General features: G+C 37.8%; 15 protein-coding genes. 8 read left to right on the top strand and 7 right to left on the bottom strand.

The window, feature by feature from the left end:
* Window positions 1-90: 90 nt before the first annotated feature.
* Both putP and DEU40_RS10350 read right to left on the bottom strand, forming a co-directional pair.
* Entirely contained in the window at window positions 91-1587 is a 1497-nt protein-coding gene (putP, locus tag DEU40_RS10355; RefSeq protein ID WP_110009753.1) for a sodium/proline symporter PutP, read from the bottom strand.
* A 254-nt stretch (window positions 1588-1841) separates the two neighbouring features.
* The gene (locus tag DEU40_RS10350; RefSeq protein ID WP_110009752.1) at window positions 1842-3137 is read right to left on the bottom strand and encodes an Ig-like domain-containing protein; all 1296 of its coding nucleotides are present in this window, start codon (window positions 3135-3137) and stop codon (window positions 1842-1844) included.
* Window positions 3138-3372: 235 nt separating this feature from the next.
* Between DEU40_RS10350 and DEU40_RS10345 the strand changes: the two genes are divergently transcribed.
* The 7 genes from DEU40_RS10345 (at window position 3373) to DEU40_RS10315 (ending at window position 10653) form a co-directional block, all read left to right on the top strand.
* Window positions 3373-4254: a cupin-like domain-containing protein gene (locus DEU40_RS10345; protein WP_110009751.1), complete on the top strand. Its 882-nt coding sequence runs from the start codon at window positions 3373-3375 to the stop codon at window positions 4252-4254.
* Between the two features lie 122 nt (window positions 4255-4376).
* Window positions 4377-5090: a hypothetical protein gene (locus tag DEU40_RS10340; RefSeq protein ID WP_110009750.1), complete on the top strand. Its 714-nt coding sequence runs from the start codon at window positions 4377-4379 to the stop codon at window positions 5088-5090.
* A 63-nt stretch (window positions 5091-5153) separates the two neighbouring features.
* Complete coding sequence (locus tag DEU40_RS10335) at window positions 5154-5690, top strand: TetR/AcrR family transcriptional regulator (protein WP_110009749.1); 537 nt, start codon at window positions 5154-5156, stop codon at window positions 5688-5690.
* 10 nt (window positions 5691-5700) lie between these two features.
* A complete protein-coding gene (locus tag DEU40_RS10330; RefSeq protein WP_110009748.1) occupies window positions 5701-6234 on the top strand; it encodes a Crp/Fnr family transcriptional regulator in 534 nt (177 codons plus the stop codon).
* 67 nt (window positions 6235-6301) lie between these two features.
* Complete coding sequence (locus tag DEU40_RS10325; RefSeq protein WP_110009747.1) at window positions 6302-6685, top strand: hypothetical protein; 384 nt, start codon at window positions 6302-6304, stop codon at window positions 6683-6685.
* Window positions 6686-6800: 115 nt separating this feature from the next.
* A complete protein-coding gene (locus tag DEU40_RS10320; protein WP_110009746.1) occupies window positions 6801-9611 on the top strand; it encodes a TonB-dependent receptor in 2811 nt (936 codons plus the stop codon).
* Window positions 9612-9618: 7 nt separating this feature from the next.
* Window positions 9619-10653 (top strand): phytase, encoded by a 1035-nt coding sequence (locus DEU40_RS10315; protein ID WP_110009745.1) that lies wholly within the window; start codon window positions 9619-9621, stop codon window positions 10651-10653.
* Window positions 10654-10776: 123 nt separating this feature from the next.
* Here the strand turns inward: DEU40_RS10315 and DEU40_RS10310 are convergent, their stop codons facing one another.
* Window positions 10777-13026 carry an ATP-binding cassette domain-containing protein gene (locus tag DEU40_RS10310; RefSeq protein ID WP_110009744.1) on the bottom strand — a complete coding sequence of 750 codons (2250 nt, stop codon included), beginning with the start codon at window positions 13024-13026 and terminating at the stop codon, window positions 10777-10779.
* A gap of 51 nt (window positions 13027-13077) precedes the next feature.
* Here DEU40_RS10310 and DEU40_RS10305 point away from each other — a divergent pair, with 51 nt between their 5' ends.
* Window positions 13078-13500, top strand: a complete 423-nt coding sequence (locus DEU40_RS10305; RefSeq protein WP_110009743.1) for a MarR family winged helix-turn-helix transcriptional regulator — start codon at window positions 13078-13080, stop codon at window positions 13498-13500.
* Window positions 13501-13509: 9 nt separating this feature from the next.
* On the opposite strand, the gene DEU40_RS22645 is transcribed toward DEU40_RS10305, so the two are convergent.
* From DEU40_RS22645 to DEU40_RS10290, 4 genes are all read right to left on the bottom strand, one after another.
* A complete protein-coding gene (locus DEU40_RS22645; protein ID WP_262510396.1) occupies window positions 13510-13746 on the bottom strand; it encodes a sterol desaturase family protein in 237 nt (78 codons plus the stop codon).
* 11 nt (window positions 13747-13757) lie between these two features.
* A complete protein-coding gene (locus DEU40_RS10300; protein WP_228406494.1) occupies window positions 13758-14231 on the bottom strand; it encodes a sterol desaturase family protein in 474 nt (157 codons plus the stop codon).
* 79 nt (window positions 14232-14310) lie between these two features.
* On the bottom strand, window positions 14311-14580 hold the full coding sequence (locus tag DEU40_RS10295; protein ID WP_110009742.1) for a hypothetical protein: 270 nt from the start codon (window positions 14578-14580) through the stop codon (window positions 14311-14313).
* A gap of 80 nt (window positions 14581-14660) precedes the next feature.
* Complete coding sequence (locus DEU40_RS10290) at window positions 14661-16001, bottom strand: S41 family peptidase (RefSeq protein ID WP_110009741.1); 1341 nt, start codon at window positions 15999-16001, stop codon at window positions 14661-14663.
* Window positions 16002-16005 lie beyond the last annotated feature (4 nt).

Here is a 16005-nt window from a genome sequence, read left to right as displayed (position 1 = left end):
AAAATATAATAGTCTGGGAAAAATGGGAATAATATACCCTCGCTGTTCAGCAAGGGTATATTTTATTTTATAAATGCAGACGATTCTTTATTATTCCTGCATGATCTTTTGAACTTCATTGAATTCGCTTTCAATGACAGGATCAGGCTTATATGTTGATAATGAAACAATCACGTTAGTCAACAGGGAAAGCGTAAACCCAGGAATGATTTCATACCAGTCTTTCAGCGGATGTTGTAGATAAACCCAGGCTAATACTGTGATTCCTCCTACCATCATTCCGGCAAAACCTCCCTGCCATGTTGCCTTTTTCCATAAAAGCGACAGCAGGATCAGGGGCCCGAATGCAGAACCAAAACCTGCCCATGCATTTCCCACCAGATTGAGAATACTATCCTTTGGATCCAGGGATAAAAGTACCGCAATGACAGCTACCAGTAAAACAGAAAGCCTGCTTGCTATTAATAATTGCTTAGGAGTTGCTTTTTTATTCAGAAAAGCTTTGTAAATATCTTCTGTTAATGAACTTGAAGTCACCAATAACTGAGAGGAAATCGTACTCATTACCGCTGCCAGAATAGCTGTAAGTAAAAATCCTGCAATGAACGGATGGAATAATATACGGGAGAAATAAATGAAAATAGTTTCTGCTTCCGTCTTTGATCCGTCAAACTTCATCATGGTATTCATATCGAACTTTTGCAGATAAGCGATTCCTACCAATCCTATGGCCAGAGCTCCGGCAACAGTAAAGATCATCCATGTAATCCCGATGCGTCTCGCTTTGATCAGATCTTTCGGTTTGTCAATGGCCATAAAACGTACCAGAATATGAGGCTGACCGCAATATCCTAATCCCCATGCCAATAAAGACACAATACTTACGGTTGTGGTTCCTCTGAACAGATCCAGATATTTTGGATTTTTTGCTTCAATCAGGGAAAACGTCTCTCCCACATTTCCGATTTGGGAAATCGCTACAATCGGAACAATCACCAATGCTAATACCATAATGGTACCTTGCACAAAATCAGTAAGACTTACAGCCAGAAATCCACCTAAAAATGTATACAGCACTACCACCAGACTTGTCAGAAGTAAGCCAGCAGTATAATCCATTCCGAAAGCAGATTCGAATAATTTTCCTCCCGATACCATTCCTGCAGAAGTGTACAGGGTAAAAAATACCAGAATGAAAATAGACGATGTAATTTTCAGGAGCTGATTTTTATTTTTAAACCTGTTTTCAAAAAATACAGGTAACGTAATGGCATTCTGTGCCACCTCTGTATAAATTCTGAGTCTTGGGGCTACAATAATATAATTGAGATAAGCACCAATGGTTAGCCCTATCGCAATCCACGAACTTGAAATTCCGGACAGATACATTGCTCCCGGAACCCCCATCAAAAGCCATCCGCTCATATCGGCTGCTCCCGCGGATAATGCTGTTACGGCAGCTCCCATTTTCCGGCCGCCAATTAAAAACTCTTCTGAATTACTTGTTGATTTTCTATAAGAATATATGCCTATACCTATCATTAATAACAGATACAACCCCACAGAAATCCCTTCATATACTTGCATATCATTATTTTTACGAAGCCGAATATAATGATTTTCTAATGAATGGAATTACGAAAAGCAAACTCAGCTTTTACTTTTGCAGCTTTTTTCGAACTCTGCCAAACAACAAATGATAATATAAAACCGAGCCCCATAAACAGAACAGGAATATATTTACCCCAAACTTCCTGTAATACTGAAAGGAACAACAATAAGCAGAAAGCAAACTATTGGAACTGTATATAAAAGCTGGTTATCACTCATTTGTAATCAAACTATTTTTCCCTCGTTTTAAATTTTATAACCAGGTTTTCATCTTTCAGAGGGTATCCTTCTTTAGACCTGAAACTTTTATTGGTAAGTATAAATTCATACTCTTTGCCCGGCTTTACATCTACTTCCAAGACCAACGTTTTATCATTATTTTCCATTCCTTTCACTTTGGTCATCGGCATATATTCTTTTCCTTTATCAGAAAGATTGAAAGAATAATATCCGGGAACCATTTCCTGTGAAAAAGTAATTCTGAGTTCTTTTGTATCGGCACTTACGCTCGCAGAGCCATTTTCAGGATCTATTTTTACAACATATGGCTGCTTCTTACGATATTCTTTCAAAAGATCAGCGGTTTTTTCCTTGAAAAACTTTGATTTGCCCAGGAAATCTTCAACAGCTTTATTATCATCATAATTCAGCTCAATAATATCTTTGATGGCCTGCTTTTTATCTTTTGCATTCTGGTAGTACATTTTACTGATTTCATACCCCACATAATACCCTAAATCAGCTCCCTCTCCTTTTTGTCTTCCATTATAAAACCAGTTGGGAAGATTACCGCTAAACATTTCTTTTTTAAACTGAGCTTTAATTTCAGCTTCGTAAGCCATTCCGTATGAAATATATTTCCTTTTCAAAGGTTCATTCATCACCAGTTCGGCAATCAGATCACATGAGCCTTCCTTTATGGCCTGGTTTAAAACCCTGTTTTGATTTCCGCTCTGCTGGGTATGGATATATTCATGAATATTCAGGGAAACGATATTATCCGGAGACTGATTGGCAAAAACACCCTTCAGCCATTCATCTTTAAATTCTGAGACCTCTGTTGCTTCTGTTCCGCTGGCAAGTTCTGCACCTACCAATACCATATTTCCGCTCACAGTTCCGCCAGAGTTAAGTGCCCCAATTGTAAAATACATTTCGGCATCTTTAAGTTCAGGATACAATTGCTTCAGCCTGACAACACCAGCTTCCAACTCTTTGGTCTTGGTTTTTATTATTAAGGTATTCGGCCTTACTGAATTCCAGAATTTAGGATACTTCTCAATAACTTTTACATATACACTATCGTTATAATCTCTGGCATCCATAAAAGCTTTTAAGCCTTTTGTTGCTTTATCAGTATAGAGTCGTTTGATAAGATCAAGCTTTCCGGAATAATCATTTGTTTTTTGAATGCTGTCATAAGCCATCCAAAAATTATCAATATCTGAAGTAAAAATCCTTGTTGATTTCTGTGAAAAAGCACTTGCAAATACAAGCGAAAGAAGAATAGTCGAAATACGCTTCATGGCTGTTTTTAATACAACAATGATACATACAATTATTGTATTCTACAAATATCGTTTATCGTTTGCACACAATAGAATTAAAAGAATAACAGAAACATCCTCATCATAATAACTCCAAAAAAGTAAAGTGTAAATCTGCATTTTTACTCTTTATTTATATTAATTCCAAATAATTTTAATTCTTTCCATCTTTTTATCACAAATATTTAATACTTTAGCTTAATAATTTGAACGAATGGGAATAATCCTTAAACCAATTGATATTGTAGATGACATTTCACAGGAAGATTTCCGTGAAAAATATCTAAAGCCATGTAAGCCGGTGGTAATCAGAAATATGGCAAGAAAGTGGCCCGCTTATCAGAAATGGACGATGGATTACATGAAAGAAGTAGTAGGCGATGTTGAAGTTCCCCTTTATGATAGTTCCAAAGCAGATCCTGCCGCTCCTATCAATACTCCGACTACAAAAATGCCTTTTCGTGATTATGTTGACCTTATTCAGAAAGAGCCTACTGATCTGAGAATTTTTTTCTTTGACCCTATAAAATTTGCGCCCAAACTGTTAGACGATTATGTTCCGCCAAAGAATCTTATGGGTGGGTTTTTAGATAAATATCCCAGTATGTTTTTCGGAGGTAAAGGTTCTGTCACATTCCTTCATTACGATATTGATATGCCGCATATCTTCCATACCCATTTTAATGGAAGAAAGCATGTTCTTCTGTTTGAATACAAGTGGAAAACACGTCTGTATAAACTTCCTTATGCCACCTATGCACTGGAAGATTATGATATCGCCAATCCTGACTTTGAAAAGTTTCCTGCATTGGATGGTATTGAAGGTATTGAATGTTTTCTGGAACACGGAGATACCTTATTTATGCCTACAGGCTGGTGGCACTGGATGAAATATCTGGACGGATCTTTCTCTATTTCCCTGCGTGCCTGGGATAAAAGCTGGGCTGTAAAAGCACATTCCCTATGGAATCTTGCTGTTCAGCGTAATTTTGATAACTTTATGAAAACCAGATACAAGAAAAGGTATATGGACTGGAAAGAAAGAAAAGCAGTAGAAAAAGCCCATATCGCTTTGAAAAAAGGACTGCCAAAATAAAAACCTTTTAGATAAAAAAGTGGATGATTCGCTCGGAATCATCCACTTTTTTTATTCACTTTTGAGATGTATTGCAAAAAATAATTAAATTGCAAACGTTCCCTTAATACAAATACACATACATGTTTGAAAAATTAATCGATAGCTTTGAGAAGCTGTGCCTTCAGATTATTATTGAAATTTTACTGGTTCCTGTAACGATATTCAAATTGTTTCAGGATCCGCGACGCTGTTATGACCTGTCTGTTCATGAGATGGAAAAAGAAGAGGCTGAACGTTTTCACGACTACCTTTCTCCTATCAAACTGTCTGTTTATACCTCTGTGATTGTCTCTGTAATTTTAATGGATTATGGTGGTGAGCATAATATTATTTCAAAGATCAAAGGGCTCAGTATGGTAGAAAAAGCGCTCTTTATATTTTTGATGAATAATATTACTGCAGTCATATTCACTGTTGCTTTGTTATGGTACAAAAAAGAAAAAGTGAATACCGTCACCTTCCGGACGTTATTATTTTCTTTTATTTATACAACCGTCTACACCTCTACTCCTTTTTTTATATTAATCAGCTCGGCTATGTTTCTTGGAGAAACTTTGAATGTAGATGCTTATATAGAAAGTCTGGGAAAGATAAGTAATTATGGAACAAGAGAATATTTGTTCTTTCTGGTTTTTCTGGTTTTTATTATCATTGGAATCATCGGAATCTTCAAGCTTTTCAAAGCTTTACACTATATTCTGAAGAATAATTTCAGCTACCATCCTTATATCGTATGGTTTTTCACCGTATTATTCTTCGTTATTCAGCTTTATTATGCCAGAGGTTTTATTTAAAATCATTTACTTTTTCAAACATACCGGTCTGTTTATTTTCTACATTTGTAAAAATTTCACATTATGCCTAAACCTCGCGAAAGAATATTAAACACAGCAATGGTTCTCTTCCATAGACAAGGTTATAACAATACGGGCATCAATCAAATCATTGAGGAGTCTAAAGTATCCAAGGCAAGCTTTTACCAGCATTTTAAATCTAAAGATGATCTTTGTATAGAATTTCTTAATAAAAGATATGATTACTGGGTGTCTGAACTTGAAAAATTCACAGCAGAAGCAGAAACACTACAAGAAAAGTTCTGGAAATCCTTCGATTTCCTGATCGACATGAATGAAAGAGAAGATTTCAGAGGATGCAGTTTTCTGAATATTCTGTCGGAAATTCCTGCAGATAAGGAAGAAATTCATAAAGTAATCCGTGATCATAAAATAAAGTTGAGAGAATCCTTCAATGAAGATATTCAAAACGATATGATTTCAGCCCATATCTATCTTCTTTTTGAAAGTTCAATACTGACCAGCCAGCTTTACAGATCCAATGAACTGATTGAAAAATCTAAAGTGATCGTACAGGATATACTGAACATCTCCCATTAATCCTTCAGATATGCACATTCCTGATCTTCATTCTTTTTTGAAAACAGACCTTCATTTATCAACTGAAATTACTTATCCTGCTAAAACTATCCTGCTTGAGGAAGGAAAGATCTCAGATAAGATGTTCCTGGTAAAAAAAGGAGCCTTAAGAATATTCTTCTATCAGGACGGAAAAGAACTTACCCTGGAGTTTATAACAGAAAATCAGGCAGTTTCATCTTTTGACAGCTTCCTGAATGGCAATCCCAGCGATTTTGTTATTGAAACTCTGGAATCAACCACTGTTTATGAATTACACGCTGAAACTTTTCACAGGCTCATGGAAAATGAGGAATTCCAGCACACTTTTCAGCCGCTTTTTTACAAACGTTTCAGTGAAATTAATAAACGGCTGATTTCTTTTATCAGAGATTCACCTCAGGAAAGGTATCAGCAGCTTCTCAAAAACAGACCGGAGCTTCTTCTACGCTTTCCACAGCATTATATTGCCTCTTATCTCGGAATCACAAGTGTTTCATTAAGCAGAATACGCAACCGCAGGTAATTTCTTTACAATTGTTATCGTTCAGTCATGAGTCTGTAAGGTAATTTTGCTTCAAAATAATAAAATTATGAAGCATTTTATCCGGCAGGTATTCCAGGAAGTACTAGAAAATCCGGTATTTGACGAATTATTAATCGAAAAATACTTTTCAAAAGAATACATTCAGATTGTTGATCATTCTCAGCTTACTTATGATGAATTTGTTCTTCACATCAGAAAACTGAAAGAAAAAGTGGCTGAACAAAAGTTTGATATCATCAGTTACGCTGAAAATGGTAATATCATATTTACCCACCACATAGTAAAATCCACCCTAAAAGATGGAAGTAAGGTGGTACATAAAGTATTGGCAGAATTTACCATCAGGAATCATCAGATTATACGATGTAATGAATTGACTTTGCTCGTAGAGGGAAATGCTGTTGAGAAGAATTTAGGTTCTGAAAGATAGATAACAGCTCTATCCCGCTATATTAACAATTCTTAAGATATTCTTAATTTTCTCTTCAACGCATTTGCCAAACAGACGTTTAATTTTGCTGTTATTTTTATCTAAAATATTAAAAGTGAAGAAAATTTTTACGTCTGTTTTATTTTGTGCCTCTATTTTTTTCTATGCACAAACCGGTTCTTTGTCCGGAAATATCAATGATGATTCAAAAATAGCCCTGCCTGGAGCCAAGATCTCTTTAAGCCCGGGAAATATATATACCACTTCGGATGAGCACGGAAACTTTGTATTTCTGAATGTTCCTCCTGGAAGCTATACCATGAAAATTGACTACCTCGGTTATGGTGTGCATGAGTATACTGTAACGGTAGAACCTGAAAAAAATACCCGTCAGAATATTATTTTCGACAAGAAAGAGACATCCATTGCAGCCATTGTAGTTTCGGGAGCGACTCTGAAAAATCAGGCAAGAGCCTTGAATAAACAAAGAAATAACGCCAATATTACCAATGTGATTTCTTCTGATCAGATCGGACGTTTTCCGGATGCCAATATCGGAGATGCTTTGAAACGTGTTCCGGGAATTACGATACAAAATGACCAAGGTGAAGCCAGAAACCTTATCATCAGAGGGCTTGCTCCCAATCTGAACTCCGTTACGCTGAATGGCGACCGGATTCCGTCTGCTGAAGGAGATAACCGTAATGTACAGATGGACCTGATCCCTTCCGATATGATTTCTACTATAGAAGTTAATAAAACCCTCACTCCGGATATGGACGCCGATGCCATCGGAGGTTCCGTAAACCTTATTACCAGGGCTTCCCCGAACGGACAGAGGATTTCCGCAACCGTTGCCGGAGGATACAATCCCATCCGTGAAAAAGGAAATTACACTGCCGGATTTGTGTACGGAAACCGTTTTCTGGATAAAAAATTAGGCGCGGTATTCAGTTTTTCCTATAACAACAACAATTTTGGTTCGGACAATATAGAACCCGTATGGAGCCAGGCCAATGATCTTGCCCAAACGGTTTATGTAAGCAAAATGGGAGTTCGCTATTATAATGAACACCGTATCAGACACAGCTTTGATCTCAATATGGATTATGAGTTCAATTCCAAAAACAAGATCTATGCTTCTGCGATGTATAACTTCAGAAATGATAAAGAAAACCGATATGCCTTAGGATATAAAATAAAACCAGTCTATAATGCCGACGAAACTGAGATTACAGACTGGAAAGGAAGTATCACAAGACAAAACAAAGGAGGTGATGCCGATAATGACAATACCCGTCTGGAAAAACAAAAAGTTCAGAACTATGCTTTACGAGGAGAACATTTATTAGGTTCTAAAGTTGACCTCGACTGGGCTGTCAATTACGCCATCGCAAGTGAAGATAAGCCTCATCAGCGTTATATAGAGTTTGAAAACAGCAAAATGAACTTCGCTCCTGACCTTAGCAATCCTGAAAAACCAATGTTCAATCTTCTCGCAGCAGACAATCCGGGAAGCTATAAACTGAGTGATCTTTCGGATGCCAATAACTTTACTCAGGAAAAAGAATTAGGCGCAAAAGTAAATGTACGTTTTCCGTTTTCCGTGATTGATGGTCAGAAAGGAAGACTTCGTACCGGTTTCCGGATGCGTTTGAAGAAAAAGGAAAGAGAGAATGATTTCTACGCTTTTACACCTGTTAACAATATGGGAAGTCTTTTATCGGTGCCAACCATACACCTGAATGGTGAAAACTTCCAGCCGGGAAATTATGTTCCGGGAACATTTGTTGACCCTTCTTTCCTTGGCGGATTGGATTTATTTAATCCAACTTTATTTAACGGTAAGTTGAAACCTGAAAAGTATCTTTCCAGCAATTACAATGCAAAAGAGCAGATTTATGCAGGTTATATCCGCTGGGATCAGGATTTTAATGATAAACTATCGATGATCGTTGGAGCCCGTATTGAAACAACCCAGATTGATTACACCGGAAATTATGTCATGAATGAGAAGGATTTGGTAGGGCAAATCAATAATACCAATACATATACCAATGTCCTTCCGAATATTTCCTTCAAATATGTTCCGGTGCAAGATCTTGTACTTCGTGCAGCATTTACTACCGCTCTTGCCCGCCCTAACTATTATTCTTTAGTTCCTTATCTGAATGTTATTTCAGAAGATGAAATTGTTGCAGCAGGAAATCCGAATCTGAAGGCAACCTATGCCTACAATTTTGATTTCATGGCAGAGAAATATTTCAAGTCTGTAGGGATTCTTTCCGGAGGTGTTTTCTATAAAAATCTTAACGATTTCATTTATACGTATTCCAAAAGAAATTATACCGCGAACGACTTTGCCAATGATTTTTGGGGACAAACCAACCCAATTCCGGCCGGAGAAAGCAACTGGAAATTTACCCAGCAGCGTAATGGTGACAATGTAGATATTTATGGGTTTGAAGTTGCTTTGCAAAGACAGCTTGATTTCATTCCCGGAGCTTTCTGGAAAGGACTTGGAGTGTATGTCAACTATACTTATACTAAATCCAAAGCAAAAGGAATTACCAATGAAGAAGGCATTGAAAGAACAGATGTAGGGTTTCCGGGAGCTGCTCCTCATATGTTCAACGGATCTCTTTCATGGGAAAACAAACGTTTTTCAGCAAGAGTTTCCATGAACTATGCTTCTCATTATATTGATGAGCTTGGTGGCAAGGCATTTGATGACCGTTATTACGACAAACAGTTTTTCCTTGATGCTAATGCTTCCTACAAGATTACGACCCAGCTCAGAGTTTTTGCAGAAGCCAATAATCTGACGAACCAGCCGTTAAGATACTACCAGGGAATCCCAAGCAGAACCGCACAGGCTGAATATTACAGACCAAGGTTTACAATGGGAGTGAAATTTGATTTTTAAAATAAACATGAAAAACCTACATTATATACTGGCTCTTTCAGTTCTTCCTTTTGTGGTCAGCTGTACAGGACAGAAAGAAGTTATAGAAAAATTAAAACCTACCGTTATTACAGAAACAGTGGTTCATGATACAGATGATCCTGCCATATGGATCAATTCTCAGGATCCTTCAAAAAGTATTATCATCGGAACAGATAAAGATACGGATGGAGGTTTGTACGCCTTTGATCTTAACGGAAAAATCATCCATAAAGTATTAGGACTGAAGCGCCCCAACAATGTTGATCTTGAATATGGTTTTATTTTAAATGGAAAGAAAACAGACATCGCTGCCGTAACGGAAAGGGAAACGAACAAAGTAAAATTATATTCGCTTCCTGAACTGAAAGAAGTGGGAGAAGTCTCTGTATTTGAAGGAGAAACGGAACGTGGTCCGATGGGAGTTTCCATGTATAAAAATCCGCAGACAGAAGAAATATTTGTCATTGTAGGAAGAAAATCTGGTCCTGCTGATGGCTACCTATGGCAATATAAGCTTACGGAGAAAAATGGCTCTATCACCGGAGAAGTTGTCCGTAAATTCGGAAAATACAGTGGTCTGAAAGAGATTGAAAGCATTGCTGTAGATGACGAAATGGGCTATATCTATTATTCTGATGAGCAATTTGGAGTTCACAAATATTATGCTGATCCGGAAAAAGGTAATGAGGAATTAGCTGTTTTCGGAAAAGGCGATTTTAAATCTGATGTGGAAGGAATTTCCATCTATCCTACTGATAAAGGGAAAGGTTATATTCTGGTTTCGAATCAGCAGAATGATACCTTCAACGTATATTTGAGGGAAGATCAGGCCAAAGGGAGAATTGCAGAAATTCCCGTTTCTACATTAGAAAGTGATGGTTCTGAAGTTACCCATGTTAACTTAGGTCCAAAATTCCCGAAAGGCATTTTTGTTGCAATGAGCAATGGCCGAGTATTTCATTATTATGACTGGAGATTAATTGAAAAAGTCATTAAATCTGCGGTAAAGGCTGGAAAATAAAAGAATCTTGAACCATTAAGGCTGATAAGGTTTTAGGAGCATTAAGTTGAACTGTCCTGTCATTGCGAACCATAGGTGAAGCAATCTCATGGTTCAGTTCAACTTAATGCTTTTCTTTTGTTTTTATTGGATATGTTTTCTCAAAAACTCTGCAGTGAATGATTTTTTATTTTTCAAAAGATCCACCGGAGTTCCTTCAAACAATACTTCACCTCCAAATTTCCCTGCGCCCGGTCCCATATCAATAATCCAGTCTGCCTGAGAAATAATATCAAGATTGTGTTCGATAACAATCAGCGTATTATTCTGATCTGCAAGACCATTAAAAAACGTAAGCAGTTTTTGGGTATCGCTTGGATGCAGCCCTGTGCTCGGTTCATCAAGAATAATGATCTGATTGGTATTTTTCAGTTCTCTTGTCAGCTTCAGGCGCTGTCTCTCGCCTCCGGAAAAGCTGTCCAGTCTTTGTCCCAATGTCAGATAATCAAGTCCTAATTGTATCAGCAGATCAAAATTTCTGAGCACCAATTCTTCCTTAAAAAAATCAGAGGCCTCAGAAACCGTCATGCTCATGACTTCTGCAATTGTTTTTCCGCTGTAGGTATATTGAAGTACATCAGGATCAAATCCTGAACCTCCGCAAACCTCGCATGGCTGCTCAATATCATCCATAAAAGCCAGGTCAATCTTTTCTATTCCCAAACCTTTACAGTTTTTACAGGCTCCGTCACTGTTTCTGCTGAAGAGTTTATCTGAAACATGGTTAGATTGTGCAAAAAGCTTACGTACAATATCTGATATTCCGAGATAAGTAAGCAAATTGGAGCGGGCACTTGCAGCAAACAAAGATTGATCAATAATAGTTACATCCGGATAGAGTTCCGGGAGAATACGATTTATCAGGGTACTTTTGCCGGATCCTGCCACTCCGGTAACGACTGTAATTACTCCTGTCGGAATATTTACCGTCACATTTTTAAGATTATATCTGTTGGCATTTTTAATTTCCAGATAGCCATCAGGTTTTCTGAATTCTTGTTTGATGGAAGGTTTTGTTGCGAAATAAGAACCTGTTTTACCTACCGATTTTTTTAAATCTTTAAACGCCCCGTCATAGATCACTTCTCCTCCGTTTCTTCCTGAACCGGGGCCAATATCAATCACCCTGTCCGCCATTTTGATCAGATCCGGATCATGCTCAACGATTAAAACAGAGTTTCCTTTGTCTCTGATCTGCTGAATAATAGTGATGATATTCTGCAGATCCTTCGGATGAAGTCCAATACTGGGTTCATCAAAAATATACAATAGGTCTACCAGGCTGTTTCCCAAACTCCTCACCATTTTTATACGCTGGGATTCTCCTCCTGAAAGCGTGTTGGTACTTCTGTCAAGAGTCAGATATTGTAATCCGATTGTGATGATATTCTGCAGTTTTGCAGAAAGCTCTTTGATAATAACTTCATATGCCCCTGAATCCAGAGAGGTAATAAATTCCAGTAATTCATCTACAGAAAGCGCCATACAGTCAGCGATATTCATTCCCTGAATTTTACAGGACAGTATTTTTTCGTTCAGACGTTTTCCCTGGCAAGACGGGCAGGTTTTGGTAATCACAATATTCTTCAGAGCGTCTTTTCTTGTAATGTTTTCTTTAGAATCTTTTTTCAGAAACGCTTTTTCAATCCTTGGAACAATACCTTCATATCTTACCGTTTTTCCCCATTCTTTATGTGGATGTTTAGGTTTGTGTTCCTTTGCATACAGCAAAGTTTCCCATTCTTTATCGGTGAAATCCTTTAGTTTTTTATCATTATCGAAATAACCTGACAAAGTATATCTTGTTAGACGCCATCCACCAGGCTGAAAAGTCGGAAACCGGATGGCGCCTTCATGTAAGGATTTTTCACGATCAATCAAGGTATTCACATTCAAAGTCTGAACAAATCCCAATCCTTCACATTCAGGACACATTCCCTGTGGATGATTGAATGAAAAAACATTGGAGTACCCTACAAACGGCTCTCCCATTCTGGAAAACAAAAGTCTTAAAGAAGCAGACACGTCCGCTGCCGTTCCTACCGTAGATCTGGCATTTCCGCCCAACCGTTTTTGATTGATAATGATTGGAACATTAAGGTTTTCAATTTTATCTACATCCGAAAGGCCATAATGCTGCAGGCGGTTTCTGATAAAGCTGTTCTGGGTCTCGTTAATCTGTCTTTGTGCTTCAGCTCCAATCGTTTCAAAGACCAAAGATGATTTTCCCGATCCCGATACCCCCGTAAAAACCACGATCCTGTACTTTGGAATTTTTATGGAAATATTTTTGAGATTATTCTGACGGGCGTTCGTAATTTCTATATTTTCCATGATAAAAATACTTAACTTTGTTAATATTTAACTAAGTTAAGCATATTTGTAATGAAACCCATTGAAAAAGAATTTTTTAACACATTTACTGATTTCCAATGCCTTATTCTGGCTCACATGAACCGGGGTGATATTAATGGAGTCACCGCAGCCCATTATAATATTATTGAATTTATTTTAAGAAAAGGAACAGCCACGGGAGGAGAAATATCAACAGCATTTAATATCAGTCAGGCAGCCATTTCAAAACAGTTGAAATTTTTGATCACTCATGATTTTATTATCAGAAAACAGGAGGAAAAAGATCACAGGAAATTTAATCTTTCGGTCACTGACAAAGGACGATTTATCATAGAAAATTCGGAAACATTCCGTAAGAATATTACACGGCAGACAGCTTCTATACTCACTTCTAAAGAACTCGAAAATTTTAATTATCTGCTGGGTAAAGTTTTGAATAATATAAAACTGTAGTATTCATAGTTACTTATACGTCCCGAATAACCTGTCCCAGATTGAAGTATAAAACCCAAAGTTTTTACTTTCATCCAAATGGTGCTGGTTATGAAACCTGGTTGTTCCCACAAAAAAGCGGTCAAAAGACACCGGAAAAAATTCTCTGTTCAGATGCCCTATCGTTCCCCAGATCAGATTAAGCAAAAGATAGATGGAAATCGAAATGACAGAGAAATCATATCCCATGAGTATAACCAGCATCATCAGTCCAAACCCTATGTTTCCAAAGGATGCAGAACAAAAAGACTTAAAAGGTTGGTACTGACATGCTCATGGTGTTTTCCGTGTAGAACTTTATAGACCAATGGTAAATGTGCTGCGAAATGGAATAAATACATCAGAAAATCCATTAAGAGGAGTAAAACAGCTACTTCCCCTATTATGCCAATTACGGATTCTGTCTGTCCCGGCACAATCCATCCTTTTTTCCATAAAAGAGCTCCGAGCAACATGACAAAGCTGTTACACAATATTGTAAGCAGACTAAGATAAAAATCGGATCCGGTGACAGGATGATTCTTCTCCTGCAGCTGACTTTTACGGCAAGTCTTCTCGATAAAAACATATAAACCTATGGAAAACAGGTAGAGGAAAATATTGGCAATCAGGCTGAATATCATCCATTGCGGCCAGGAAAACTGCCACAATACCTGTAAATAACCGGAAAGTTCTGCCTGAGTAAAATTCATAAGTCTTTCATCCTTCTGCTTGATGTCATAAAGGTATGAATTTCACCGTAAAATCAACCGATAAAGTACATTCCGGGCTTTATTTCTGTCTTGCCTTTCTTCTGAGCTCCCTAAGTCTTGACGTGAGCTTTTTTCTCAAATCGTTATGATAGGCACGGTAGTTTTTGATGCTGTTTTCCAGATTTTTCTTGTTAAGCAGATACTGTTCGTACAGATGTCCCAGTTCTGAAATCTGGGTAATCATCTCCGAAGGCTGGCTTTCAGGATCTTCCGCAGCTTCTATCAGCAGACGGTAATATTCAATACGGCTGGTCAGGTTCATGTGAAGTTTTGGTTCTATTCCCTGCATGATTTTATCATTTTAGTTATTTTGTGAATGGGTAATGGATAAAGATATTTTTTATATTATTTTTTGTTTTTGAATCCAGCTTATTTCTCCATCATAACCGGAGGCACGTCACTCTGAAATAAAATTTTGATATTTCCATTCTTGTCGTGACCTGCTGATTTGAAATAACCACCGTTAAGTGCAGAAGAAATAAGGGTTTCATTGGGATCTCCCAAAGGTAATAATGGCAGTCCGGCAAATTCATTAACATTGCTCTGCGGGGAAATTCCACTACTGTATTCTCCGGCTCCGCTGGCATTAAAGACTTTATAAATCACCGGATGAATCTGCCAGGAAATTTTTCTGGGTTTACGCTTGTCTTCCACTACAAATCCGGCCATATCTTTCCCCAGCGTAATATCCCCTATCTGAATCACCGGCATATAAGGTTTGAGATTATTCACAACAATCTCGGCGGCAGATGCCGTACTGTTCGATGTGAGAATATATACTTTCTGTAATCCCAGCGCATTCGCACGCAACGTTGCAAAGTCCAACGCTTTTGGATCATAGGCAATTTGCTGGGCAAATGTTCTTTTTACTTCACCTCCATTTTTATTTCCTTTAAAAATGATGAACGGCGAGACGGATGATAATCCTGAAGGAATCAGTGAACAAAGTGCTGCGGCAGATGACACCGAGCCTCCATAATTATAACGGAGATCGAGAATCAGCTCCTGTACTCCTGCCATTTTGAATTCTCCAAATTTTTGGTACAAGGTCTGCGTCATACCGTCAGGAAAATCATAAATGTACAGATAGCCCACTTTTTTCCCATTTTTCTCAAAAATCTTTGATAAAACCGGCTGTTCAAAAGAAAAACCATAATAAACGGTAATACTTTTTTCATCAGTTACCGATCCGTTTTGCCACTTTCCAACGGTAAGCTCTACAACCGTCTGGTCTTTAATGGATGAAGCCATTGCTTCGGCATTCGCAGCTGTCATTGCTTTTCCATTGACTTTGGTAATGATCATTCCCCTTTCCAGCCCTGCATTGAAAGCCGGGGAATTTTGAAGCACCAGCTTCACTACAGTAACCACTTCATTATTAGCAAGCTGAACAATGGTATAGTCAAAACCGTACATATTCCTTATAGAACGTGGATAAGAAGAGGAATCTTCCGTATTCACCATGAAAGAAAACCGGTCCTTTGAAGACAGCAGACTTTTAAAAAAATCTTTTACAGGAAGCTGATAATCCGGCTTTGCAGGCATCTCATCTGCCCAGTAATAGTATCTTTTCATACTGTCCTGAACCCAAAGATTTACAGCTTCGGTACTTCCCTCCGGAAAAACGGGTGCGCTTTCGTCATTATTACTGGTACACGAAATGAGAAAAACTGCGATGGCAATATATTGAAGTTTTAAAAAGTTTTTCATATAT

Origin of the sequence: Chryseobacterium sp. AG844 (assembly GCF_003182335.1) — a bacterium.
Taxonomy (GTDB): domain Bacteria; phylum Bacteroidota; class Bacteroidia; order Flavobacteriales; family Weeksellaceae; genus Chryseobacterium; species Chryseobacterium cupriresistens.
This window is presented reverse-complemented; position numbering and strand designations above follow the sequence as displayed.